Source organism: Staphylococcus sp. KUGN1 (assembly GCF_045984185.1).
GTDB classification, from domain to species: domain Bacteria; phylum Bacillota; class Bacilli; order Staphylococcales; family Staphylococcaceae; genus Staphylococcus; species Staphylococcus warneri_A.
This window is the reverse complement of the sequence record NZ_JBJQIL010000001.1, coordinates 651927-677685: the sequence shown is the minus strand read 5'-3', so window position 1 is coordinate 677685 and position 25759 is coordinate 651927. Positions and strand designations below refer to the sequence as shown.

The following is a 25759-nucleotide window of genomic DNA, read 5'->3' as shown; positions in this document are numbered from 1 at the left end:
CACTGTATAAGTGCCATCTACAATAAGTTAATATGACTTTTAAGTTTGTCAGAAGATTATACTGACATAATGTCTTTTTCTTTGTCATCAACTAATTGATCAATTTCTTTAATTGAATTATCCGTTGCTTTTTGAACGTCGTCTGTTTGACTTCTTAAGTCATCTTCAGTAATGTCGCCGTTCTTTTCATCTTTTTTAAGTTGATCGTTAACATCACGACGAATGTTTCTAATTGAAACTTTGGCATCTTCACCAATTTTTTTAACATCTTTAACTAATTCTTTACGACGCTCTTCTGTTAAAGCAGGAACAGAAATACGAATAACTTCTCCGTCACTAGTTGGGTTAACACCAAGATTAGCCGCATTAATTGCTTTCTCGATATCAGCCACAGAAGATTTATCGTAAGGAGAAATAACAAGTAATCTTGCTTCTGGAACATTAATACTTGCTAATTGTTGTACTGGTGTTGGTGCACCATAATAATCAACATTTACACCATTTAATAAATTAGAATTCGCTCTACCTGCACTGATATTAGCTAATTCTTTAGATAAATTATCGATAGATTTTTGCATTCTTGCTCTAGTATCTTTAATAATGTCACTCATTTTTTACACCTCATATTATTTTGTAATTAATGTACCAATTTTCTCGCCCATTACAGCTCGTTTAATATTACCCTCTTCCATAATAGAGAACACATTTAATGGAATATTGTTATCCATACAGAATGAAGAAGCTGTTGAGTCCATAACTTGTAGACCTTCTTGAAGCATTTGAATATGTGTTAAATGTTCATATTTAACTGCATCTTTATCTACTTTAGGATCTGCAGAGTAAACACCATCAACATTATTTTTACCCATTAATATAACGTCTGCTTCTACTTCAGCCGCTCTTAGTGCCGCTGTTGTATCAGTAGAGAAATAAGGGTTACCAATACCTGCTGCAAAGATAACAACACGTTTTTTCTCTAAATGACGAATGGCACGACGACGAATGTAAGGTTCAGCAACTTGCTTCATTTCAATAGAAGTTAAAACACGCGTATCACATTCTAATTGTTCAAGGCTATCTTGTAGGGCAAGTGCATTCATAACAGTGGCTAACATTCCCATATAGTCAGCAGTACCGCGATCCATTCCTAAATCGCTTCCTGTTTTACCTCTCCAAATGTTACCGCCACCAACTATTACAGCAATTTCGCAATCCATTTTTGCTACTTCGGCTACTTGCTTAGCAACACTTTTAATAATCATTGGGTTAATGCCAAATCCTTTGTCACCTGCAAGTGCTTCACCACTAAGTTTTAAGACTACACGTTTATATTTAGAAGTTTGAGCCATTTTCTTATCCTCTCTATAGTAGAAATATGTAAAAGTATATAAGTAAAGAAGACACGGACGTCCTCTCTAAATTAAAAACTACTGCTTTTAATCTGAGAAAACCTTTCAGGTGTCTTCTTTCTTGTTAACAATATGACTTATTATTTCATTTGTCCTTTAACTTCATCAGCAAAGTTTTCTTCGCGTTTTTCCATACCTTCGCCTACTTCATATCTTACGAAGTCAACAAGTTTACCACCTTTAGATTTTAAGAAAGCTTCAACTGTTTCATCTGGGTTTTTAACGAAGTTTTGGTCAACAGCACAAATTTCTTGTAAGTATTTACGTAAACGACCTTCAACCATTTTTTCAACGATGTTTTCTGGTTTACCTTCATTTAATGCTTGTTGTTTAAGTACTTCTCTTTCATGATTAATTTCATCTTCGCTTACTTGGTCAGATGAAACATATTTAGGATTGATAGCAGCAATGTGCATAGCTACATCTTTAGCAGCTGCTTCATCAGTAGTACCTTCAATTACAGTTAACACACCGATACGTCCACCCATGTGTAAGTATGCACCGAATGCATCGTTATCTGATTTAGTTCTAACTGCAAAACGACGGATGCTTAATTTTTCACCGATTGTTGAAATAGCTTCTTTCATTTTTTCGTCAACAGTTTTACCGTCTTCGAATTTAGTTTCCATTAATGCTTCAACAGATTCTGCTTTAGTAGCAAGTACTTGGTTAGCAATTTCTTTTACTAAGTTTTGGAAACCTTCGTTACGAGCAACGAAGTCTGTTTCTGAGTTGATTTCAACGATAGCTGCTTCGTTACCATTGATTTCAACATGTACAAGACCTTCTGCTGCGATACGATCAGCTTTTTTAGCTGCTTTAGCAATACCTTTTTCACGTAAGTAATCGATAGCTTTGTCCATATCACCATCAGTTTCAGTTAGCGCTTTTTTACAGTCCATCATGCCAGCGCCAGTTTTTTCACGTAATTCTTTTACAAGTTTAGCTGAAATTGCCATTAATTATTCCTCCAGTATATATAATTCTGTTACAGATATATTTAAATTTTACCATTATTCCTAGTAAAATTTCCAATACTCTATACTATTAATTTATTTTTTAAAAAAAGGTGATAAGCATTAGTATCTTATCACCCATTTAAACTATAACTTAGTTTGATTCAACAGAAGTGTTTTCTTCAGTTGTTTCTGCTTTGTCAGATTCTTCTTTTTCATCTAAATTGATGTTTTGTTCTGCAGCTACTTCTTCGTTTGATACACCTTGTTGACCTTCTAAAACAGCGTCTGCCATTTTACCAGTTAATAATTTAACGGCACGGATAGCATCGTCGTTTGCTGGGATTACATAATCAATTTCATCTGGGTCACAGTTAGTGTCAACAATACCCACGATTGGAATATTTAATTTACGTGCTTCAGCAATTGCGTTGCGCTCTTTACGAGGATCAACTACGAATAATGCTTGAGGCATAGTTTTCATATCACGAATACCGCCTAAGAATTTAATTAAACGGTCGTATTCTTTTTTAAGTTCAACAACTTCTTTTTTAGGTAATACTTCGAATAAGCCGTCTTCTTCCATTTTTTCAATTTCAGAAATACGTTTGATTCGTTTTGAGATTGTTTTATAGTTAGTTAAGATTCCACCTAACCATCTTTGGTTAACGTAGAATTGACCAGCACGTTCTGCTTCAGCTTTAACTGAATCTTGTGCTTGTTTTTTAGTACCTACGAATAAGACTTTACCGCCATCTTCTGATACTTGTTTGATGAAGTTATATGCTTCTTCAACTTTTTTCACTGTTTTTTGTAAGTCAATGATATAAATACCATTTCTCTCAGTGAAGATATATTTTTTCATTTTTGGGTTCCAACGACGTGTTTGATGGCCGAAGTGAACACCAGCTTCTAACAATTGTTTCATTGATATAACTGCCATTATAAATTCCTCCTATTGGTTAATTACCTCCATAACAAACTCATATAAAGACAGTAATTAAATACTGCACCCTCTATATTTACATTTATTATGTGTGTATTGGCTTTATAGCCGAAAATAAATATATCATAATTCGACATTGATTGCAATGCCTTTCGTCTAATAGATGATTGATTAAATCAAACATCATCTAGTGTCATTTATTATTTATTTTTCATCGATGAAGTGTTACTAAAAATCATTATCCCTTATTTACAAAAAATTAAGGTTTAGGCATTCCAATGGTAGCACCTAAACCTTAATAAATTTATTTATTACGTTCTAATTCATCTAAGAATTTTTCTTTTTTAACTTTGATAAATGTACCTTTCATACCTAGTGAACGTGACTCAATCACACCAGCGCTTTCTAGTTTACGTAGTGCATTTACAATTACTGAACGTGTAATACCGACTCTATCAGCAACTTTAGAAGCAATTAATAACCCTTCATTACCACCTAATTCATCAAAGATATGTTCGATGGCTTCTTTTTCTGAATAAGATAATGAATTAATGGCCATTGTGATTGAAGCTTTATCTCGTGCTTCTTTTTCAACTTCATTGTGCTTTTCACGTAAAATTTCCATACCAATGACAGTTGCAGCATATTCGCCTAAAACTAAATCATTTTCATTGAAATCATCTTGAACTCTTCCTAAAACTAACGTACCTAATCTTTCTCCTCCACCTAAAATAGGGAATATTGTTGTTCTACTATTTACAAACACTTCTCTATTTTCTGGTGGGAATACCGTTAAAACATTATCAATATCAATATTAGATTGTGTTTCTTTAACATCCATTAATTGATCAGTATATTCTGCAGGGATATGTCTATCTTCAAGCATGTGAATGATTCGATCACTCTTCAGTAATTCATTTAAGCTCGACCCTAAAATTTTACCTCTTCTCGACACAATAAATACATTAGTTACTGTAACGCTACTAATCGTTTGGGCAACGTCCTTAAAATCTACTGCGATGCCTTTGTGTTTCTGTAATAACGTGTTTAACTCTCTTGTTTTAGATAATAAGCTCATAATTTTTCTCCTTCTTTTTATTTTTATAGAATAAATGCACTTAAATCTTTATTTGTTGAGATTGATTTTAATTTATCATCAACATATTGTGGCGTAATATCAACAACAGCATGTGGCATATTCGGTGCTTCGAATGATAAATCTTCTAACATTTTTTCTAAAATTGTGTGTAATCGACGCGCACCAATATTATCAGTATCTTGATTGACTTGATATGCAATTTCAGCTAATCGTGTAATTGCTTCATCTGAGAAGTTAACTGTTACTTCTTCTGTTTGAAGTAACGCTTCATATTGTTTTACTAGTGATAATTTAGGTTCCTTAAGAATTCTAACGAAATCTTCTACTGATAAACTATCAAGTTCGACTCTAATTGGGAATCGTCCTTGAAGCTCTGGAATTAAATCACTAGGTTTAGACACGTGGAATGCACCAGCGCCAATAAATAGCATATGTTCAGTATTTACAGTACCATATTTAGTTTGAATCATGCTACCTTCAAGAATTGGTAAGATATCACGTTGAACACCTTGTCTTGAAACATCTTGACCACTATTTTGATTATTTGTAGCCACTTTATCGATTTCATCGATAAAGATAATTCCCATTTGTTCAGCTAACTCTAATGCTTCTTGATTTGCTGTTTCTTGATCGATGAGTTCATCTGCAAAGTCATCTGCAAGTATTTTACGTGCCGTCTTAACTGGAACTTCACGTTCAACTTTCTTTTTAGGCATAAGTTGATTCATCATATCTTGCATTTGTTGGTTTTGATTTGTACCTAACATTCCTAAAGCACCTGGATCTTGTTCAACTTTGATACGCACTTTTTCTTCTTCAAGTTTGCCTTCTTCAAGTTGTTTTTTGATTTCTGTACGTTTAGTTTTAATTTCCTCTGTTGGTGGCTCTTCCTCTTCTTCATTATTTTGATTAAAATTCGGAATTGCTCCACCGAATAAAGATTCTAATGGATTATTACCTTGAGATGCTTTTTTCTTCATGCTAGGAACGAGTAATTTCACTAATTTATCGTTAGCTTTTTGCGTTGCTTCATCTTTGACCATTTCTTTCTTTTCATCTTTAACTAATCGCACTGACACATCAACTAAATCTCTGACCATACTCTCTACGTCACGACCTACATAACCAACCTCTGTAAATTTAGTTGCTTCAACTTTAATAAACGGTGCACCTACAATTTTGGCCATTCTACGTGCTATTTCTGTTTTACCTACACCTGTTGGTCCAATCATTAAAATATTCTTGGGTGCTATTTCTTGTTTAGATTCTTCATCTAATAAGCTTCTTCTGTATCTATTACGTAAGGCAATGGCTACTTTCCTTTTCGCATCATCTTGTCCTACGATATATTCGTTTAATTTAGATACAATATCTTTCGGTGTTAATTTTATACCATTTGTATCCATATATGGATGACCTCCAATTTCTTACTTTCTGAAATTAATGCTATTTATACTTACTACAAATCAATTTGCTCGATTGATTATAGATTTTTATAATGTTTCAACTATAATATTATCATTTGTGAACACACAAATGTCAGATGCCACCTTCAAACTTTCATAAGCCATTTCTTCTGCTGACATTTGTCCTGCGTGTCGTTTTAGTGCTCGACCTGCACTTAATGCATAATTTCCGCCTGAACCTATCGCTATTAAATCATCATCGGGGGCAATCACTTCTCCTGTACCGCTAACAACTAATATGGCATCTTTGTCCATTACTATTAACATTGCTTCTAACTGACGCAGTTGTTTATCTCCTCGCCACTCTTGTGCAAGTTCAACGGCTGCTCTTTCAAGATTACCACTAAATTGTTGAAGTTTTGTTTCGAACTTTTCAAAAAGTGTAAACGCATCAGCAACACTACCTGCAAAACCTGCTAGTACCTTTCCATCGTATAAGCGTCTCACTTTTCTTGCTGTTTGTTTCATTATTACTTGTTGTCCTAATGTGACTTGTCCGTCTCCGGCCATTGCTGCGCCACCATTATGTCTTACAGCATATATCGTAGTTGCATGTAATGAGTTATCCATCATTCATTCTCCTTTTTTGCTCGAGGATGTGCATTAAGATAAACTTTTCTTAATTGTTGATTAGATACGTGTGTATATTTCCCAGTGGTTGATAAATTAACATGACCTAGTAGAGATTGCACTGTTCTCAAATCAGCTCCTTGGTTTAACAAGTGTGTTGCGAAGGTATGTCGTAATTTATGGGGGTGAATATTCGTTACACCAGACGTACGTTTTACTACATCATTAAGTACGTATCTAACTCCTCTTTCTGTTATTGGTTGACCTTGCATATTAACGATTAAATAGTCATGATCAACATGTTTTAAAGGTTTAAATTCCTTTAAATACCGTTCTATACTTTGCTTACAAAATTCTCCAAAAGGAATAAATCTTTCTTTATTACCTTTACCTAATACTTTAACTCCAGGTAACTTCATATCTAAATCTTGTGTTTTGATATGCACCAATTCAGAAACACGAATACCTGTTGCATATAATAGTTCAAGTATTACTTTATCTCGCATACCCTTTTTACTATCAGTATCTACCGTTTTAAATAAAGCTTCCATTTCTTCTTCATAAAAAAATTGTGGTAAGTACTGTTCTTTCTTTGGGTGTACAAGTTGAACAAATGGATTAACAACGGACTCATCCTGTGTCATCCAATATTCATAAAAAGTTCGTAACGTAGAAATTTTACGTGAAACTGTAGTTCTTTTCAAATTTTTCGAATATAAAAAACTTAAATAATTTCTTGCATCTTTATATTCAAAGTCATTTAAATCTAAAGATTCCTGATATAAAAAATCATTAAATTGCACAATGTCATCATGATAAGACTTGAGTGTGTGATCAGAAAAATGTCGTTCTACTTTTAACATATAGAGAAACGCTTTTTGAATATCATTCAATAAATTTCGCCTCCATCATATAGAATTGTAGCATATCCGTGGTAGGGCTTACAGTGATTTGATATTCAATTCAAAATCTTTCGAGAATTGTAACATATACCGTCAGCAATCATAACCAACAAAAAACTAGATAGCATACGCCACCTAGTTTATGTTCTTAAAAATTATAAAGTTTTTTTATAATTTTCAAGATATTCTAATGCACGATTTGCTTGTGTTTCATATCTTTCTTTTTTATCTTTAATTCTCTTTTCTAATGATGGTAATAAACCAAAGTTGGCATTCATTGGTTGGAAGTTCTTTTCATTTTTAGCGTGTGAAATATAGTAAGCCATGCTACCAATCATTGTTTCCCTAGGGAAAATAACCTCACCTTTATCTAGTAATTTATGTGCTAAGTTAATCCCTGAAACTAATCCGCTTGCTGCACTTTCAACGTAACCTTCCACACCTGTCATTTGTCCTGCAAAGTAAATATTTTCATGACCAATTAATTCATACTTTTCGTTTAAGACATCTGGTGAATTAATAAATGTATTTCTGTGCATCACACCATATCGTACGATATCTACATTTTCTAATCCTGGTATTAATTTGATAACTTCTTTTTGAGCACCCCATTTTAAATGTGTTTGGAAACCAACAATATTATATAACGTGCCTGCTGCATCATCTTGTCTTAATTGAACAACTGCAAATGGTCGTTTACCAGTTTTAGGATCTTCTAATCCAACTGGTTTCATTGGCCCAAATAGTAATGTTTTTCTACCACGTTCTGCCATTACTTCAAACGGCATACAACCTTCAAAGTATTTTTCTTTTTCAAATTCATTAACGGGAGCGACTTCTGCTTCTAATACGGCATTATAAAAACGGTCAAACTCTTCTTCGGTCATCGGACAATTTAAATATGCTGCTTCTCCTTTATCATATCTAGATTTTAAATAAACTTTATCCATATCAATTGAATCTTTTTCGATAATAGGTGCTGCAGCATCATAGAAGTACAATTGATCTTTTCCTGTAATATCCACGATTTCTTGTGCTAAGTTTTCTGTAGTAAGTGGTCCTGTCGCTATGATTGTATATCCTTCAGGAATACTGTGTACTTCTTGATTTAAAACTGTCACATTGGGATGATTTCTAAGTGTGTCTGTGATATAGCCAGCAAAATCATGTCTATCAACTGCAAGGGCCCCTCCTGCCGGTACTCTGGCTTTATCTGCAGCTTTTATAATTAAAGAATCTAAGCGTCGCATTTCTTCTTTTAATACACCTACAGCATTTGTAAGTGCATTACCTCTTAATGAGTTTGAACATACTAACTCTGCAAATTTATCTGTATGATGCGCAGGTGTTTGTTTAACTGGGCGCATTTCTATTAAATTAACTTTAATTCCTCTTTCTGCTAATTGATATGCAGCTTCGGAACCAGCTAAACCTGCACCAACTACATTGACTGTTTGTGTCATGCTTATGCCTCCTGTAGAATTCGTTTGGTTATATTTTAACGATTTATGATCTTTATTCAAACTATAAAAATAGCTCGCACAACTTGATTGTGTAGCTATTTTTATATAAGTCATATCTATTTTTGTACTTCTTCTTTGTAATCACAATTTGAACAAGTCACTTGGCTACTTCGACCTTTTTTCTTATCAACTAGGTAATGATTACATTTTGGACAATCTCTGCCTATCGGTTTATCCCATGAGATGAAATCACATTCTGGATAATTAGAACAACCATAAAAAATTCTATTTTTCTTAGATTTACGTTCAACTACTTCTCCATCTTTACACGTAGGGCACTTAACACCGATAGTCTTAACAATTGCTTTTGTATTTCGACAATCTGGGAAATTGGAACATGCCATGAATTTTCCGTATCTTCCCATTTTAATAACCATTGGAGAGCCACAAACTTCACAGTCTTCTCCAGCAGGTTCATCTTTTATCTCAATTTTTTCCATTTCCTCTTCAGCACGTTCAACATCTTGTTTGAAACTATTGTAGAAGTCACCAACAACTTTTCTCCAATTCATGTCACCTTCTGCAATTTTATCAAGTAATGTTTCCATATTAACTGTAAATTCGACATCGATAATTTCTGGGAAGTATTCTTTCACTTGTTCATAAACGATTTCACCTAATTCTGTTGGCATGAAACGTTTACTTTCAAGTTTAACGTAGTTACGTTTTTGAATTGTATCTATCGTTGGTGCATACGTAGAAGGTCGTCCAATCTTCAATTCTTCTAATGTTTTAACTAACCGTGCTTCGGTATATCTTGGTGGTGGTTGTGTAAAATGTTGTGCAGGTTCAATTTGTGTAGCAGTGACTTTATCACCTTGTTCTAATTTAGGTAATTTATTTTCTTTATCACTGTCTTTATCATCTTTAGTTTCAACATATAATGTCATGAAACCTTTAAATTTTATTGTCTGACCATTCGCTCTGAATTTAATATCATTCTGAGTGACATCTAAAGCAATAGTATCTAAAATTGCTGGAGCCATTTGACTAGCTACGAAACGTTCCCATATCAATTTATATAATCGATGTTGGTCACGTGTTAAGAACGGTTTCATTTCTTCTGGTGTTCTTAGTGTGCTTGTAGGTCTTATAGCTTCATGGGCATCTTGATCCCCTTGTTTACCAGATGCTTTCCTATTAGATACATATTCATTGCCATACTTGTCAATGATATAATTTTTAGCTTCTGATTTAGCTTGATCTGAGATACGAGTTGAATCAGTACGCATATAGGTAATTAAACCAACTGTTCCTTGTCGTTTCAAATCAATACCTTCATATAGTTGTTGTGCAATCATCATTGTTTTACGTGCTTTAAAATTCAGTTTACGTGCTGCCTCTTGTTGAAGTGTAGACGTTGTAAATGGATTAGCTGGATTACGTGTTTTTTCTTTTTTATTAACATTTGTTATTTCAAACTCGTCTCCAACTAACGCTGCAGTAATTTTTTCAACGTCTTCTTTTTTATTTAATTTATATGATTTGTTTTTATAATGAAGGAATTTGGCTGTAAATTTAGACTTTTTATATCTAAACTCACCTTCAATTGTCCAATATTCTTCTGGTTTAAAGTTTCTTATTTCATTTTCTCTATCAATTACGAGTTTCAATGCTACAGATTGTACACGTCCAGCTGATAAACCTTTTTTAACCTTCTTCCATAAGACTGGAGAAATATTATAACCCACTAATCTATCAAGTATACGACGTGCTTGTTGCGCATCTACTAAATCCATTTCAATACCTCTAGGGTGTTTGAAACTATCCTTTACTGCATCTTTAGTTATTTCATTAAATACTACTCTGTTTTCTTTTGAATCTTCTAATTCTAAAATTTTTGATAAATGCCAAGCAATCGCTTCACCTTCGCGGTCAGGGTCACTAGCTAGAAAAACTTTTTTTGCTTTCTTAGCATGCTTTTTCAATTCTTTAACGACAGGACCTTTACCACGTATTGTTATATATTTGGGTTCATAGTTATCTTCAGTGTCCACGCCCATTTGACTTCTAGGTAAATCACGAACGTGTCCCATTGAAGCAATAACTTTATATCTTTTTCCTAAATACTTTTCAATGGTTTTAGCTTTTGCAGGCGACTCAACTATGACTAAATTATCTGCCAAAGTGATTTCCCCCTTGCTAATCTAATTACTAAAGATAAATGATAAACGTTTAATTTTGTTTTTGTCAATGTTTTAATATTTTATCAAGCATTTTGTTTTATCTTTTATTTAATTTCCCAATCATTTCTTTAATGATTTTAATCCATTTTCATAATGTCTAATTGTCTCATACAAACTATTTTATCAATTTAAATAGTCTTGTAAAATATCTTCTTCACTAACGACTATAGTAGCCCCTTCTTGGTGTAATAATAAATTGCCTTTTGTTTTGGAATCAAATAATTTACCTGGTAAAACATACACGTTTCTATTTTGTTCTATTGCACAATCAATTGTAATTCTGCTACCACTTCTTTCGTTTGCCTCAGTTAGTAATACACCTTTTGACAAACCACTAATAATCCTATTTCTTTCTGGAAACTTATATTTAGCAATTGGCGAAAAAGGTGGATATTCTGAAATGACTAACCCCTCTTTTTCAATCCGATTTCTTAATGAAACCGAGGATCTAGGATAATAATAATGGTGTCCAAAACCTAGTACTGCAATGGTTGGTAAATGATTTTTCAATGCTTGTATGTGTGCTTCACTATCAGCGCCTTCTGCTAGTCCAGAAATGATTGTAATATTTTTATCTTTAAATGAAGGAAAAAGAAAATGAAGCGCTTCTTGAGTATAATGTGTACATTTCCTAGACCCAACTATGGCTAGAGTTTGACTACTTAAAAATAGCTTTTCATCTCCTTTATAAAATAGAACTAATGGATAATCATAGATTTCTTTTAATAAATGTGGATAACCTTGGTCGAAACAAGTGATATATTTTACATGTAATTGTCGAAGAATTTTCATAATTTCTTGTATATTTATTTGTTTATATTTATGAAATTTAGAAAGAAACATAGGATGATGATGTGTTATCCAGCGTAATAATGACGTTTCTTGTTCTTTAGGAGTCATTTGGAAAATATGTGGGTAGTACCGATAGAATTGATGGATTTGAGAGGTTGTAAATTGCGACCAGTATAATTTAAGTAAAAAGTATTCGTTCAAGTTCATTACTCCTTTAACTTAATTATACAAAGAAATAACTCATTAAAATATTACAGTTGAAAAACATCTTAGCACTAATTGTAACGTACTTTTAAGAAGTAAAACTATCAACTCTTTATACAACTGAAATGACATATGAAAAAATAATCGTAATAATATAATGCTCACAAAAAAGCTTAGACACTTTTAGAAGTGTCTAAGCTCATAACAAACATTATTCATACTGATTATTTTACAGTTAATAATTCTTCGTAAATACCAGCTTTTTTAGCTGCTTCGATTAATGTTGTACCAATTTCAGAAGGTGTGTTAGCTGTTTCTACACCACAACTATTTAAAGTTTTAATTTTTTCTGATGCAGTACCTTTACCACCAGAAATAATGGCACCAGCATGGCCCATACGTTTTCCTGGAGGTGCTGTTTGACCACCAATGAATCCTACAACTGGTTTAGTCATGTTGGCTTTAATCCATTCAGCTGCTTCTTCTTCAGCTGTACCACCGATTTCACCAATCATAACAACCGCTTTAGTTTCAGGGTCTTCATTGAATGCTTTTAATACATCGATGAAGTTAGTACCGTTAACTGGGTCACCACCGATACCTACAGCAGTTGTTTGACCAATACCTTCTTCAGTTAATTGGTGAACTGCTTCATATGTTAATGTACCTGAACGAGATACAACACCTACGTGACCTTTTTTATGGATATAACCTGGCATAATACCAATTTTACATTCATCTGCTGTAATAACACCTGGGCAGTTTGGTCCTACTAAACGTGTTTTTCTACCTTGTAAATAACGTTTAACTTTAACCATATCTACAACAGGAATATGCTCAGTAATACAAATAACCATGTCTAATTCTGCATCAGCTGCTTCTAAAATTGAGTCTGCAGCAAATGGCGCAGGCACATAAACTACTGATACATTAGCACCAGTTTCTTGTTTTGCTTCTTCTACAGTATTGTATACTGGAACACCTTCTACTACTTGTCCACCTTTACCAGGTGTTACCCCTGCGACAATTTGTGTTCCATAATCTAACATTTGTTTTGTATGGAAAAGGGCAGTAGACCCTGTAATACCTTGTACAATTACTTTAGTATTTTTATCTATAAATACACTCATCTTAGTGTTCCCATCCTTTCCTTATGATTCTTTCACAAGTTTAACAATTTTTTGAGCACCTTCAGCCATAGTAGATGCTGGTTCAATCGCTAAACCTGAATCATTTAAGATTTCTTTACCGCGTTCTACGTTTGTACCTTCTAAACGTACTACAAGTGGTAAAGTTAACTCTACTTCTTTAACTGCTGCAACGATACCTTCAGCAATGACGTCACATTTCATGATTCCACCAAAGATATTTACAAAGATACCTTTAACATGTTCATCACCTAAGATGATTTTGAATGCTTCAGTAACTTTTTCTTTAGTAGCACCGCCACCAACGTCTAAGAAGTTAGCCGGATTTCCACCAAAATGATTGATTGTATCCATTGTAGCCATGGCTAAACCTGCACCATTAACCATACAACCAATATCTCCATCTAAAGCGATATATGATAAATCATATTTAGACGCTTCGATTTCTTTTGGATCTTCTTCTTCTAAGTCTCTTAATTCCATAATATCTTTATGTCTGAATAAAGCATTATCATCGAAATTAAGTTTAGCATCTAATGCTAAAACATCACCATCACCAGTAGTTACTAGTGGGTTAATTTCAACGATTGAACAATCTTTTTCAATAAATACATTGTAAAGTGAAATTAAGAATTTCGCTGCTTTATTAATTGATTCTTTAGGAATATTAATATTGAAAGCAATTCTACGTGCTTGGTAAGGTGATAATCCTACAACTGGATCAATTGTTTCTTTAAAGATTTTTTCAGGTGTTTTAGCAGCTACTTCTTCAATTTCAGTACCGCCTTCTTCTGAAGCCATTAAAGTCACTTTGTCAGTAGCACGATCAATTACAAAACCTACATAATATTCTTTTTGAATATCGCAACCTTGTTCGATATATAAGCGTTTAACTTCTTTACCTTCAGGTCCTGTTTGATGTGTAACTAATTGTTTACCTAATAATTCATTAGCGTAAGTTTCAACTTCAGATAGTGATTTAGCAATTTTAACACCGCCTGCTTTACCTCTACCCCCAGCGTGTATTTGTGCTTTAACCACATATACATCTGAATCTAATTCTTTCGCTTTTTCCACCGCTTCTTCAGCAGTAAATGCTACTCGTCCTTCTGGAACGGCTACGCCCATTGAACGAAATATTTCTTTACCTTGATACTCGTGGATATTCATCTTCCATCCTCCTGTTTCTTAGGTTAAGTTCCCTTTTAATTATAAAAAATGTAAGCGTTATTGTAAACTGATACACCATCTTTTTTGCAATTAATTTAAAATTCAAACTATTGTAAGATTGATTTAATCGGTTCAAAAGTTTTACGATGCTCTGATATGACACCATTTTGAGCTATACCTTCAAGATGAGCTTTAGTACCATAACCAACATTTTTTTCGAAATCATAACCAGGATATTGTTTCGCTAATTCCTTCATATAATGATCTCGGTACTCTTTGGCCATGATACTTGCAGCTGCAATAGATACACTTTTAGCATCACCTTTAATAATCGAAGTTTGGCTAATCTCATTATCTAAAATCATCGCATCAATTAATAATTGAGTTGGTCGAACGTTTAATTGATCAATAGCACGTTGCATAGCCAACCGCGTTGCTTGATAGATATTCATTTCATCAATTTCTGCTGATGTCGCAATGCCATATGCATAATCTGTCACACCCTCTTTTAATTGTTGATTCAAGATTGCTCTATTTTTGGCAGATACTTTTTTTGAATCGTTTAGACCTAGATATCGATGTCCTGGATTTAAAATCACTGCACATGCCACGACCGGTCCAGCAAGCGGTCCTCTTCCAACTTCATCAATACCGCAAATAATTGCTTTGTTATTTTGAGCTAATATATCATTTTCATACCAATTCATATCTTCATAATTACGAATTAATGCTAATTCTTTTTCTAATTGTTTTCTACGTGAAGCAATGGCTTTTTGAACACCTTTACGCGCATCGTTATTACATTCATGTTGTTCAAGCACCTCTAGAGAATCAATTTGATCAATAATTGATTTCATCTCTTTAATTGTTTTACTCATGTTCTATGTCACGCTTCATTTCTTTAAAAATATCAAAGCAATATGTACCAATTTTAGCATTACGAATTTCATAAATAATAAGTTCAATAACTGCTTCATAATCTACTTCGTTACCCTTTTGTAGAAGGCCTCTACGACGACCAATTGCATCAAACCATTCTAATATTTCAGCTTGTTCATCAACGTCAATATTATAGTGATTTTTTAATCCATCTAAATCTCTTTCAATCATAAATTGAAGACCGTAAATGGCTACTTCGTCTAAATGAACAATGCTATCTTTAATTGCACCTGTTAGACTCAATTTTTTACCTACTTCTTCGTCTTCGAATTTTGGCCATAAAATTCCTGGTGTATCTAATAATTGTAAAGAATTACCTACATTAATCCATTGTTGTTGTTTCGTAACACCTGGTTTATTACCAGTTTGTGCAATATTACGATTGGCAAGTTTATTAATGAGTGTTGATTTACCAACATTAGGTATACCAACAATCATTGCTCTTATCGCTCTTGGTCTTAAACCTTTCGCTTTTTCACGCTCAAATTTCTCTTTAGTAGCTTGTATTGCTGCTTTCTCAACATCTTTTAAATTTTTACCATGCTTCGCATCTACAGCAACTGGATAATACCCTTTCTCTTCAAAAAATTGTTCCCATTTTTCTAGTTCTTTTAAGTTTGTCATATCTTTTTTATTTAAAATAACCACTCTAGGTTTTTGTTTAATTACTTCATCAATCATTGGGTTTCTTGAGCTATAAGGAATACGAGCATCGACAAGTTCAAACACAACATCAACTTTTTTTAATTGCTCACTTACTTCCCTTTTGGCTTTAGCCATATGTCCTGGATACCATTGAATTGCCATAGTTATCACCTTTCGTTACTATCAATTTTTCTAAAATACATATTGTTCAAATTATACGCTAACATCTTCATCTAGACTAGGTTTAGTTTAACACGATAAGCTTGTTTGACCATTTTACTTCAATTTTTATATTTTAAGATTTTGTAAAATGTCTAAAACAAAAGCATAAATACTTTTCATCAATCATACTATCACCTACAATTTGATAATAAGCATGAATTTAAAATTAACATATAAACCACTTAACTTTTGGTAGTGTAAAACATGCTCATGATAAATATATGCAAGTAGGAGAAAGACATGAAAAAATTACTTAAATACATATTCATATTCGTACTTTTATCACTTGTTGGTCATAGCTACGTTATATATAAATTTTATCATGATGGCATACTTTTTACCGGACCTAATGATGGTATGGAACAAATAGTTCCTATCCAAATGTTTCTATTTAATCAATGGAGTCACGGTAACTGGTTTTATTCATCAGATTTTGGATTAGGTGGTGACTTCTTCACCGATTTAAGCTATTACTTTTCTACAAATATACTCTTTATAATCAACGCATTCGTCATTATGCTGTTCAAGCTGTTTATTCATTTAGACACATCTCAATTATTATTTTGGATGAATAACGCACTTATCGTTTCTATTATTAAAGCAAGTATTGCACTTTATTGTACATATTTATTTGCAAAGCATCTGACAAAACATCATCTTATCAGTCTACTTATGGCCTTTTTATTTGTAATATCACCGTTATATTTTAGATTCACCGTATACTGGCCATTTTTTAGTGATGTTTTCATTTTCATGCCTTTGTTACTTTTATCTATAGAACGATATTTGACATGTAAAAAAATAGGTTTATTTATTGTTACAACGTCGCTCATATTGATTAATAATTTTTATTTTGCTTATTACTTACTTATCATTGGTGCTGGTTATATCATTCTTAGAATTCTCTTTAGACATCCTAATGATTTAGCCAATCGTAAGCAAGCGCTCTGTATCTTTGGTATCAGTGGTTTTTTATCGTTCGGTAATAGTCTTTTTATTTTTTACCATAGTGTTCAAAGTTATTTAAATAACCGTAGAGTACCTTTCTCAGGTAAGGTGCCACACTTTGAACATTTGGATGCAAATACAAATTTATTTTTTGATAATTATTTAATCGTCATTTTATTTATAACTATCCAAGCTATTTTAAGTTTCAAATTATATAAACACTTTTATTATCGAATATTTGCCATTTTAACTATTATATTTATATGTTTTAATTTTATTCCATTTATAGACCAATTATTTAATGGGTTTTCTGCACCTCAAAAAAGATGGCATTTTATCATTGCATTTAATTCAGCAATGCTTATAGGCCTTTATGTAAAATATTTTAAAACTATATCGATTAAATCATATCTCATCACAAGTATATTGGCTCAAAGCGTCATATTTATTAGTGCAATTATATATCATACGTATGTTGCATGGATTATATTGGTGCCTATCGTATCTATCATTGGTTTATGTATTTTAATTATCAACGATAGAACGAGTCGTACCAAATTGACCTATCTATTTATTATTGCCATTGCCATACTTAACATTATGGTGTCATTTGTTTTTATAAAGAATCAAATATACTTTGAAGATCATAAAGATAGAGCAAATACGTACTACCTTAATTCCAATATGTATAGTTCCGAATTACAACGCGCGTTAGTTAAGCAAATGAATGATTCTAAACGTAATGATGAGCGTATTGATTGGCGTGTCAACGAACAGGACAACACACCTATGTATCAACATTTCAAAGGATTAAGTTTGTATTCAAGTATTTTCCATCATAATATACTCGATGATTATTATGACGATTTAAAGATTAACATGGCTGAAGAATCACTGAGTCGTTATCAATCGACGAATGGTAGACAAAATATTGCCAGTCTGTTTTCTATTCGATACGTCATGTTGAAAGAGTATCAACATAATATCCCAAGTTTCTTTAAAAAAGTTAAATCTGCCGGTCAATATTCTATTTACGAAAATGCACTTAATCTTCCTTCAGTTAAAGTGACAAATCATATTTATGATAGTAAATCTTTAAAGACCCCTATAGATAGAGAACATGCAATGTTAGACGGTGTGGTATTAAATAATAAAGGAACAAACTATAAACAAAAAGCTAAAAATTTATTAAATCAAGTTGATATCTCTAGTCAAAACATTGTTAAATCAAATAAACATCATATTAAAGTCACTCAATCTTCAGGTAAAGTTAAACTTCATTTACCTAAGTCCTTACAAAAACGTTATACTGATTTTTATTTAACTATGAAAATTAAAAGAGGTTTACCAGATAGTAATTATACAGTGGGTATTAATCAATATAGTAACAATCGTTTATACAATGATTCTGTTTATAGAATCGGTGTAGATACACAACTTTACCGAACACAACCCGATAAGAATGGTGATATAACGATTCAACTATCACCAAAAGGCACTTTTGATTTTCAATTATTGAACCTAAATGGTGAAAATTATGATAAGCTCAAAAAAGCACATGAAAACGCAAACTTTAATTTGAAATATCATGACATTAAAAATGGCGTCAAAGTTAATTTAGATAAACATTCAAAAGGTATAGCAACTATTAACATTCCATATCGAAATGGTATGAAAGCTTTTGTTGATGGAGAACAAGAAAATGTTTATAAAGCCAATGGCATGATGACAGCTGTACCAGTAGAAAAAAATGCCAAAACAATAGTCATTAAATATCAACCACCTTTATGGAATACAATGATATTCGTTTCGATTTTAAGCATTATTATAAGTTGGTTATTCATTAAATACATTTATCCTAAAAAGAGAAAGAAGAGGACACATAGTGTTTAAAAAAATTGTTTCTAAGCCATTCTTATTATTATCTTCAATTATTATTTTAAGTTGCATTTTATCATTATGCATATATATTCCATTCATTTACCGTTTTATCACTCAAGGTATTGTCTTTAGTGGTGAAGGTGATGGCTTTAGGCAAATGATGCCCTTTCAAATGTATCTATATGAACACTTCACGCAATTCAAAGGATTTTATGATGAATCCTTTGGATTAGGTGGAGATTATGTAAAGGGCTTGGCATATTATTATTCCATGTCGCCTTTAATGTGGTTAAACTTTTTAACGATATGGATATTAGAAAACATGGGGTTAGCAAATCCTCACGATATTAGTTATTGGCCAATTAATCAACTCATTATGGCATATGTTAGAACAGTTATTACATTTATCTGTACGTTTTATTTCTTTAAATACATAAAGTTAAAACCTCTAGCAATTATAGTGGCAACGATAATGTATGGTATGTCAACCGTAGTTATCTACTATAACTTTACATGGTCATTTTACGGTAATTTGTTAATTCTATTACCACTATCATTATTTGCGATGGAACGCTTCTTCAAAGAGAAGAAAATAGGGTTATTTATCTTTGTCATTGCTTTAACTTTATTTATGAATTTCTATTTTAGCTATTATCAAGCAATTGTCTTAGGCTTTTACTTTATGTATAGAGTCATCGTCGTTCACCCTAATGATATCGTTAATAGATGGCAAAAATGCTATTTACTCATTATCGGTGTTTTATTAAGCGTAATGAGTAGTATTTTAGGCTTATATACAGGATTATCGTCATTTTTTAATAATGACCGAGCACAAAATCCTAAACTTAAAACACCATTATTTACAGATCTTGTTAATCCTAATTTTAATATTTTTTCAGATGGCTTTTATATAACCATTACGTTTATTACTATTATTGCTTTATTTTCATTTAAATTATATCGTCATTATTATTTTAAATTATTTGCGATGATTACTTGGATATTACTTATTGGTTCTCTATCTCAATACTTTGATAGTGCTTTTAATGGTTTTTCGATGCCACAAAGACGTTGGGTATACGCTTTAACACTTTCTTCAAGTGCTTTAGTCGCATTATTCATACAACATATCAGTGAATTATCTCTTAAAAGATATAGTCTGATTGCTATCCCTATCACCATTTACGGGATTGTTTATTTTGCATTAGCAGAAAAAAACTTATTCTGGATTCCAGTGTCAATCGTATTGATATGTTTATTAGCTTTACTGATTAAGCAACCACAACTTCAATCAAAAAGATGGATTCAAATCGCACTCGTGTTGTTGATATTCATGCAACAACTTGGTATTGAACATATCACTACGCAAAATACAATTGAGCCATACCAAACAACGATGAAAACAATTGATGACCCAAGCTACAGAGGTAAAGCATTAAATAAAACTATTCAACATATTAAAAGATCTCAATCTAATCCATTATCAAGAATAGATTATATGTCATTCTATGGTTTAAATTCACCATTTATTTACCACTATAACGGTATTTCTCTCTATTCAAGTATATTTGATGGAGACATTTTGAAATATTACGATAAAATGATGCAAATCAATATGCCAGTAGATAAAAACAGTACCTATCGCTATTTAGGAAATCGTGCTAACTTAATGGCACTTTGGGGTGTTGAAGATCGTCTTAGACATCCTAACGATATAAATATGCCTTATGGATTCGAAAAGGAAAAGTTAATAAAAGATAAAGATGATCAATGGATTCATTCACATAATATGATTGATTATCCTGCAGCACATATCACAAATAAAATTTATGATTCAAGTGATTTAAAATCACCTTTAGACCGTGAACAAGCAATGATTCAAGGCGTCGTATTGAATGATAAAAGTTCAAAACCAAATAAATCATTTAAGCCAAACCCTAACCTTATATCCCAAGCTAATATTAAATTAAATCATGCTAAGCAAATCAAAAACCATCAGATTGAAGTTACCAAAAATAACGGTGGTATAGAGCTTCAATTACCAAAATCTTATGCACAACGTTATAAAGATTTATATGTAGAAATGGATGTCGAATTGTTAGCACCTGACAAGAAACATCGCGTTGGTGTTAATGAATATAGTCAAGAAAGGAATCCTCTCACATATAAATATCGTAGATTTGTAAGTCCAGTCACTATGAGAGTAACATCGTCTGACCTATTAAATATTAAGCTTTCACCAGGTAAATATCGACTTAAGATTAACGGCATTTATGGGGAAAACTATCAAACTTTACGCAAATCAGCAAAACAATTGAAAAAAGTGGAAATTCATAAACAAAGAAATGGCTATACAATTAAAAAAGATAAACAACAAAATGGCTATTTAATCATGCCTATCCCGTATGCCAAAGGGATGAAGGCAACGATTGACGGTCACGCAGTGGATGTTAAAAAAGCAAATGGTATTATGACAGCTATACCTGTAAATAAAGGCCAAGAAATAATTCGATTAACATACACTCCGCCACACTTTTATTTACTTATTGTTATCTCAATTATTGGTGTTGTCCTTAGTATGATATTTGCTAGAAAGATGAAAAAGAATAATTAATTGATGAAAAAGATGGTCGTAGGACACAATAGTGAGTTCCTCGACCATCTTTTTTATATGAATATAAATAAAAAAGCATTAAACTTTGTCTAAAGTGACAACAGTTTAATGCTTGATGTTTGAATCTGTTATGATTCCATTTTATTGATCGAATTGGCTGATTAACGAATTTCTTGAATTCTAGCAGCTTTACCACGTAAATTACGTAAGTAGTATAATTTAGCACGACGTACTTTACCGCGACGTTTAACTTCGATTTTTTCGATTTTTGGAGTGTGTAATGGGAATGTACGTTCCACACCTACACCTGAAGAAATTTTACGAACTGTGAAAGTTTCTGAAATTCCTCCACCACGGCGTTTAATTACAACACCTTCGAATACTTGGATACGTTCACGTGAACCTTCAATGATACGAACGTGTACACGTAAAGTGTCACCTGGACGGAATGAAGGTAAATCTGTACGTAATTGTGATTTAGTTACTGCTTCGATTAACTTATGATTACTCATTATAAATTCTCCTCTTCAACCTATGTTCTTGCCTAGACAAATGTATAGCAGCGGATCATAGTGATTTTTAGTGTTTTTTCACACTTAAATTATGTTAGCATAACGTTAGTCATTTTTCAATTGGTTTTTGTATGTTTGGATTATTTTTTTATCTTTATCTGTTAAATCATATTGCTCTAATAAATCAGGTCTCTTATTCAAAGTGCGAATCAGTTTCTGTTCATGACGCCATCGATCAATATGAGCATGATTGCCAGATAATAATACATCTGGTACCTTCATTCCATTATACTCACGTGGTCTTGTATATTGTGGGAATTCTAGTAATCCATCAGAGAATGAATCATCCTGGTGTGACTGTTCATTACCAAGTACTCCGGGAATTAATCTAACGATAGCATCAGTCATAGTCATTGCAGGTAATTCGCCACCTGTTAACACATAATCTCCCATGGAAATTTCGTCAGTTACTAAATGTTCTCTTATACGTTCATCATAACCTTCATAATGACCGCATATAAACACAATATGTTTGGCTTCACTTAATTCTTGGGCAATGTCTTGCGTAAATGGACGCCCTTGAGGACACATTAATATAACGCGAGTATCATCGGTCCTATTGATGTCTTCCATCGCATTAAACACTGGCTCAGGCTTTAATACCATACCTTGTCCTCCACCAAATGGATAGTCATCTACTTGATTATGTTTATTTACCGAATAATCTCTAAAATTGATAGTATTCACATTTATAATTTCTTTGTCTTGCGCTCTTTTTAAAATAGAATGATTGAGTACGCCATCAAACATTTCCGGAAATAAAGTTAAATAATCGATTTTCATTAATCTAACAGTCCTTCCATTGGTGTGATAATGACTGTTTTATTTTCTACATCAACGTCTTTAACAACATCTGCTATGTAAGGAATTAAATATTCTTTGTCTCCTTTTACAACCCACACATCATTAGCGCCTGTTTCAAAAATACTAGTTATGCGACCAATTGGCTGTTGTTCATCATCAAATACAGTACATCCTATAATATCTGAATAATAAAATTCATTTTCTTCAAGTTCGATATCTTCATGATCTCGTTCTTGATATAGTACAGCGCCTTTTAAATACTCGATATCATTGATGTTGTCAATACCTTCAAATTTCAACATATGAAATCCTTTGTGTGTACGATATGACGTCACAGTCAACTCTTTTTCAATTTGATTTAATTTTGCTGTTAACACTTCACCCGGTTGAAAACGTGTATCTGTAAAATCTGAATTAGATTTCACTTTGACTTCTCCTTTAATTCCATGGGTATTGACGATTTGTCCTACCTCCACTTCCATAATGACTAACCTCCTTGTAAATTTAAATATTGTTAATTAATGATTTTACTATATCATTGATTAATACGTTATACATGCATTTTTTCTTAATCAATCAAAAATAAAAAAGGACACCAATATATGGCGCCCTTTCAACTAAATATATAAACACGTCACAAGTGACTATGATTATTTAGCGTTTTTTTGGTCATCGAATTTTTTCAAAATACCTTCTCTTGATAAGATATTATGAACTGTATCAGTTGGTTTTGCACCGTCTTTTAACCATTTTAATGCTAATTCTTCGTCAATTTTAACTTCTGGAGCATTAACGTGTGCTGGATTGTAAGTACCGATTTGTTCGATGATACGACCATCACGTGGTGAACGAGCATCTGCAACTACGATACGATAGAATGGATTTCTTTTTGAACCTAAACGAGTTAAACGAATTTTAACTGCCATTATAAAACTCTCCTTTAAACATTTCAATTTTTATTTTCTACAAGAATAAATAATAACAGGTATATTAAACTTTGTAAAGACATTTTGCTTTACCAAATCTAAATTCATGGAATGAATTGTAGATTTGGTTATGCATTAGCTTTAGCTAAGGCGTTCCTTTCTTTCAGAAAAATTAGTGTTGGTTATGGGAGTGAGACAGAAATAATTGTTATTATTTCTATGTCTCACCCCGGCAATGTTGACTAGGCTAGAAAGTAGCTTAGAATAAGCGTATTTTCTGCCAGTCAGCTACTCCACATATAAATTTAGACCATGATATTCATCTATCTCAAGCGTTTCATCTTCATTAAATTCACGTAATAAATTGATTTTTATGACCCTAATCAAACATTCGATTTTAATTAAATATAAAAATTCCAACAGACATACATCTGTTGGAATCAAAACTTCATATTAGAAAGGTAAGTTCATACCTTTTAGCATATTTTCCATCTGGCTTCGCTTCGCTTTCTTACCTTTACCGCCACCAGTGAATTGTTTCATCATTTTCTTCATGTCATTAAATTGCTTCATCAAACGATTGACTTCTTGTAAAGAACGTCCAGACCCTTTTGCGATACGTTTTTTACGAGAAACGTTTAACATCGCTGGATTCGCTCTTTCACTTGGTGTCATGGATTGAATAATCGCTTTAATATGATCGATTTGTTTGTCACTCATATTAAGTTGATCTAAGCCTTTCATCTTATTCATACCTGGAATCATTTTCATGATGTCGTCTAGTGGTCCAAGATTTTTAACTTGATCCAGTTGTTCTAGGAAATCATCTAATGTGAATGACGAGTCTCTCATTTTCTTTTCTAAATCTTTAGCTTTATCTTGATCGACATCTTGTTGCGCTTTTTCAATTAAACTTAAAACATCACCCATACCTAAAATACGGGACGCCATACGTTCTGGGTGGAATAATTCTAAACCATCAAGCTTTTCACTCATACCTACAAATTTAATTGGTTTTTGAGTTACTGAACGTATTGATAATGCAGCACCACCACGAGTGTCACCATCTAATTTAGTTAATGTCACACCCGTTACATCTAATTGTTCATCAAATGATTGTGCAACATTAACCGCATCTTGACCAGTCATTGCATCGACAACCAACATAATTTCATCTGGTTTAGCAATTTCTTTAACTTCTTGCAATTCATTCATCAATGCTTCGTCAATATGCAAACGACCTGCTGTATCAATAATGACAAAGTCTAAATGCTCTTCTTTAGCATGTGCTAATGCATTTTGAACGATTTGTTGTGGTTTAACTTGATCTCCTTCACTATAAACTGGGACATCTAGTTGTTTACCTACTGTTTGTAACTGATCAATGGCAGCTGGACGATAAATATCTCCAGCAACTAACATTGGTTTTTTATTATATTTTTTACGCATTAAAAGTGCTAATTTACCTGCAGTTGTAGTTTTACCTGCACCTTGCAAACCAACCATCATGACAACAGTTGGGGGCTTATTAGCCATTTTAATCGTTGAATTCTCGCCACCCATTAAATTAGTTAATTCATCTTGAACAATTTTAATAACTTGTTGTCCAGGTGTTAATGACTGCATCACATCTGAGCCTAATGCTCGATCTGAGACAGTTTTGACGAAATCCTTTACGACTTTAAAGTTAACGTCGGCTTCTAATAACGCAAGACGAACTTCACGCATCATTGCTTTGATATCTGCTTCTGTTACTTTACCCTTGCCACGCATTCTTTGCATAGATGCCTGTAAGCGATCCGACAATCCTTCAAATGCCATAATTATTCCCTCCTCT

General features: G+C 32.7%; 22 protein-coding genes. 2 read left to right on the top strand and 20 right to left on the bottom strand.

From position 1 onward, the window contains the following. Nucleotides 1-56: 56 nt before the first annotated feature. The 15 genes from frr to ylqF form a co-directional block, all read right to left on the bottom strand. Entirely contained in the window at nt 57-611 is a 555-nt protein-coding gene (frr, locus tag ACJQQZ_RS03450) for a ribosome recycling factor (RefSeq protein ID WP_002450553.1), read from the bottom strand. Between the two features lie 15 nt (nt 612-626). After that, nucleotides 627-1349: a UMP kinase gene (pyrH, locus tag ACJQQZ_RS03445; RefSeq protein ID WP_002450554.1), complete on the bottom strand. Its 723-nt coding sequence runs from the start codon at nt 1347-1349 to the stop codon at nt 627-629. Between the two features lie 140 nt (nt 1350-1489). Then, nucleotides 1490-2368, bottom strand: a complete 879-nt coding sequence (gene tsf / locus ACJQQZ_RS03440) for a translation elongation factor Ts (protein ID WP_002450555.1) — start codon at nt 2366-2368, stop codon at nt 1490-1492. A 151-nt stretch (nt 2369-2519) separates the two neighbouring features. After that, the gene (rpsB, locus tag ACJQQZ_RS03435) at nt 2520-3308 is read right to left on the bottom strand and encodes a 30S ribosomal protein S2 (protein WP_002466032.1); all 789 of its coding nucleotides are present in this window, start codon (nt 3306-3308) and stop codon (nt 2520-2522) included. Nucleotides 3309-3615: 307 nt separating this feature from the next. Continuing rightward, nucleotides 3616-4389, bottom strand: a complete 774-nt coding sequence (gene codY / locus ACJQQZ_RS03430; protein ID WP_002450557.1) for a GTP-sensing pleiotropic transcriptional regulator CodY — start codon at nt 4387-4389, stop codon at nt 3616-3618. Between the two features lie 23 nt (nt 4390-4412). Then, nucleotides 4413-5816, bottom strand: a complete 1404-nt coding sequence (gene hslU / locus ACJQQZ_RS03425) for an ATP-dependent protease ATPase subunit HslU (RefSeq protein ID WP_124228349.1) — start codon at nt 5814-5816, stop codon at nt 4413-4415. 87 nt (nt 5817-5903) lie between these two features. After that, the gene (hslV, locus tag ACJQQZ_RS03420; protein ID WP_002450559.1) at nt 5904-6449 is read right to left on the bottom strand and encodes an ATP-dependent protease subunit HslV; all 546 of its coding nucleotides are present in this window, start codon (nt 6447-6449) and stop codon (nt 5904-5906) included. After that, complete coding sequence (xerC, locus tag ACJQQZ_RS03415; protein WP_002450560.1) at nt 6446-7339, bottom strand: tyrosine recombinase XerC; 894 nt, start codon at nt 7337-7339, stop codon at nt 6446-6448. Before xerC ends, hslV begins: the two co-directional genes overlap by 4 nt. Nucleotides 7340-7503: 164 nt before the next feature. Then, nucleotides 7504-8811, bottom strand: coding sequence for an FADH(2)-oxidizing methylenetetrahydrofolate--tRNA-(uracil(54)-C(5))-methyltransferase TrmFO (trmFO, locus tag ACJQQZ_RS03410; RefSeq protein ID WP_049425631.1), 1308 nt, complete (start codon nt 8809-8811; stop codon nt 7504-7506). Nucleotides 8812-8927: 116 nt separating this feature from the next. Next, nucleotides 8928-11003, bottom strand: a complete 2076-nt coding sequence (gene topA / locus ACJQQZ_RS03405; RefSeq protein ID WP_186364154.1) for a type I DNA topoisomerase — start codon at nt 11001-11003, stop codon at nt 8928-8930. Between the two features lie 177 nt (nt 11004-11180). Further along, a complete protein-coding gene (gene dprA, locus ACJQQZ_RS03400) occupies nt 11181-12056 on the bottom strand; it encodes a DNA-processing protein DprA (RefSeq protein ID WP_408023067.1) in 876 nt (291 codons plus the stop codon). 221 nt (nt 12057-12277) lie between these two features. After that, nucleotides 12278-13183, bottom strand: coding sequence for a succinate--CoA ligase subunit alpha (gene sucD, locus ACJQQZ_RS03395; protein WP_002450564.1), 906 nt, complete (start codon nt 13181-13183; stop codon nt 12278-12280). A gap of 21 nt (nt 13184-13204) precedes the next feature. Then, nucleotides 13205-14371: an ADP-forming succinate--CoA ligase subunit beta gene (gene sucC / locus ACJQQZ_RS03390; RefSeq protein WP_002450565.1), complete on the bottom strand. Its 1167-nt coding sequence runs from the start codon at nt 14369-14371 to the stop codon at nt 13205-13207. Nucleotides 14372-14478: 107 nt separating this feature from the next. Further along, entirely contained in the window at nt 14479-15249 is a 771-nt protein-coding gene (locus ACJQQZ_RS03385; protein ID WP_124228352.1) for a ribonuclease HII, read from the bottom strand. Beyond that, nucleotides 15242-16117, bottom strand: a complete 876-nt coding sequence (gene ylqF / locus ACJQQZ_RS03380; RefSeq protein WP_408023066.1) for a ribosome biogenesis GTPase YlqF — start codon at nt 16115-16117, stop codon at nt 15242-15244. The genes ACJQQZ_RS03385 and ylqF overlap by 8 nt, the downstream gene beginning before the upstream one ends. A 300-nt stretch (nt 16118-16417) precedes the next feature. On the opposite strand from ylqF, the gene ACJQQZ_RS03375 reads away from it, so the two are divergent. Together ACJQQZ_RS03375 and ACJQQZ_RS03370 are read left to right on the top strand one after the other, a co-directional pair. Next, on the top strand, nt 16418-19018 hold the full coding sequence (locus ACJQQZ_RS03375; protein ID WP_242238332.1) for a YfhO family protein: 2601 nt from the start codon (nt 16418-16420) through the stop codon (nt 19016-19018). Continuing rightward, nucleotides 19011-21620 (top strand): YfhO family protein, encoded by a 2610-nt coding sequence (locus tag ACJQQZ_RS03370; protein WP_145505196.1) that lies wholly within the window; start codon nt 19011-19013, stop codon nt 21618-21620. The genes ACJQQZ_RS03375 and ACJQQZ_RS03370 overlap by 8 nt, the downstream gene beginning before the upstream one ends. Before the next feature lie 161 nt (nt 21621-21781). Here the strand turns inward: ACJQQZ_RS03370 and rplS are convergent, their stop codons facing one another. The 5 genes from rplS to ffh form a co-directional block, all read right to left on the bottom strand. Continuing rightward, on the bottom strand, nt 21782-22132 hold the full coding sequence (rplS, locus tag ACJQQZ_RS03365; protein ID WP_002450570.1) for a 50S ribosomal protein L19: 351 nt from the start codon (nt 22130-22132) through the stop codon (nt 21782-21784). A gap of 105 nt (nt 22133-22237) precedes the next feature. Beyond that, complete coding sequence (gene trmD / locus ACJQQZ_RS03360) at nt 22238-22975, bottom strand: tRNA (guanosine(37)-N1)-methyltransferase TrmD (RefSeq protein ID WP_145505193.1); 738 nt, start codon at nt 22973-22975, stop codon at nt 22238-22240. Continuing rightward, on the bottom strand, nt 22975-23478 hold the full coding sequence (rimM, locus tag ACJQQZ_RS03355; RefSeq protein ID WP_002450572.1) for a ribosome maturation factor RimM: 504 nt from the start codon (nt 23476-23478) through the stop codon (nt 22975-22977). Before rimM ends, trmD begins: the two co-directional genes overlap by 1 nt. Nucleotides 23479-23646: 168 nt before the next feature. Then, on the bottom strand, nt 23647-23922 hold the full coding sequence (gene rpsP, locus ACJQQZ_RS03350) for a 30S ribosomal protein S16 (RefSeq protein WP_023375169.1): 276 nt from the start codon (nt 23920-23922) through the stop codon (nt 23647-23649). A gap of 453 nt (nt 23923-24375) precedes the next feature. After that, on the bottom strand, nt 24376-25743 hold the full coding sequence (ffh, locus tag ACJQQZ_RS03345; RefSeq protein WP_049425000.1) for a signal recognition particle protein: 1368 nt from the start codon (nt 25741-25743) through the stop codon (nt 24376-24378). Nucleotides 25744-25759: the final 16 nt, after the last annotated feature.

What these genes read in the sequence shown, in the direction of transcription:
- pyrH (WP_002450554.1), bottom strand. Translation starts at nt 1,349, where the DNA reads ATGGCTCAAACTTCTAAATATAAACGTGTAGTCTTAAAACTTAGTGGT.
- rplS (WP_002450570.1), bottom strand. Translation starts at nt 22,132, where the DNA reads ATGAGTAATCATAAGTTAATCGAAGCAGTAACTAAATCACAATTACGT.
- ACJQQZ_RS03385 (WP_124228352.1), bottom strand. Translation starts at nt 15,249, where the DNA reads ATGAGTAAAACAATTAAAGAGATGAAATCAATTATTGATCAAATTGAT.
- trmD (WP_145505193.1), bottom strand. Translation starts at nt 22,975, where the DNA reads ATGAAAATCGATTATTTAACTTTATTTCCGGAAATGTTTGATGGCGTA.
- hslV (WP_002450559.1), bottom strand. Translation starts at nt 6,449, where the DNA reads ATGATGGATAACTCATTACATGCAACTACGATATATGCTGTAAGACAT.
- ffh (WP_049425000.1), bottom strand. Translation starts at nt 25,743, where the DNA reads ATGGCATTTGAAGGATTGTCGGATCGCTTACAGGCATCTATGCAAAGA.
- frr (WP_002450553.1), bottom strand. Translation starts at nt 611, where the DNA reads ATGAGTGACATTATTAAAGATACTAGAGCAAGAATGCAAAAATCTATC.
- rimM (WP_002450572.1), bottom strand. Translation starts at nt 23,478, where the DNA reads ATGGAAGTGGAGGTAGGACAAATCGTCAATACCCATGGAATTAAAGGA.
- hslU (WP_124228349.1), bottom strand. Translation starts at nt 5,816, where the DNA reads ATGGATACAAATGGTATAAAATTAACACCGAAAGATATTGTATCTAAA.
- dprA (WP_408023067.1), bottom strand. Translation starts at nt 12,056, where the DNA reads ATGAACTTGAACGAATACTTTTTACTTAAATTATACTGGTCGCAATTT.
- tsf (WP_002450555.1), bottom strand. Translation starts at nt 2,368, where the DNA reads ATGGCAATTTCAGCTAAACTTGTAAAAGAATTACGTGAAAAAACTGGC.
- codY (WP_002450557.1), bottom strand. Translation starts at nt 4,389, where the DNA reads ATGAGCTTATTATCTAAAACAAGAGAGTTAAACACGTTATTACAGAAA.
- sucD (WP_002450564.1), bottom strand. Translation starts at nt 13,183, where the DNA reads ATGAGTGTATTTATAGATAAAAATACTAAAGTAATTGTACAAGGTATT.
- ylqF (WP_408023066.1), bottom strand. Translation starts at nt 16,117, where the DNA reads ATGGCAATTCAATGGTATCCAGGACATATGGCTAAAGCCAAAAGGGAA.
- rpsB (WP_002466032.1), bottom strand. Translation starts at nt 3,308, where the DNA reads ATGGCAGTTATATCAATGAAACAATTGTTAGAAGCTGGTGTTCACTTC.
- rpsP (WP_023375169.1), bottom strand. Translation starts at nt 23,922, where the DNA reads ATGGCAGTTAAAATTCGTTTAACTCGTTTAGGTTCAAAAAGAAATCCA.
- sucC (WP_002450565.1), bottom strand. Translation starts at nt 14,371, where the DNA reads ATGAATATCCACGAGTATCAAGGTAAAGAAATATTTCGTTCAATGGGC.
- trmFO (WP_049425631.1), bottom strand. Translation starts at nt 8,811, where the DNA reads ATGACACAAACAGTCAATGTAGTTGGTGCAGGTTTAGCTGGTTCCGAA.
- ACJQQZ_RS03375 (WP_242238332.1), top strand. Translation starts at nt 16,418, where the DNA reads ATGAAAAAATTACTTAAATACATATTCATATTCGTACTTTTATCACTT.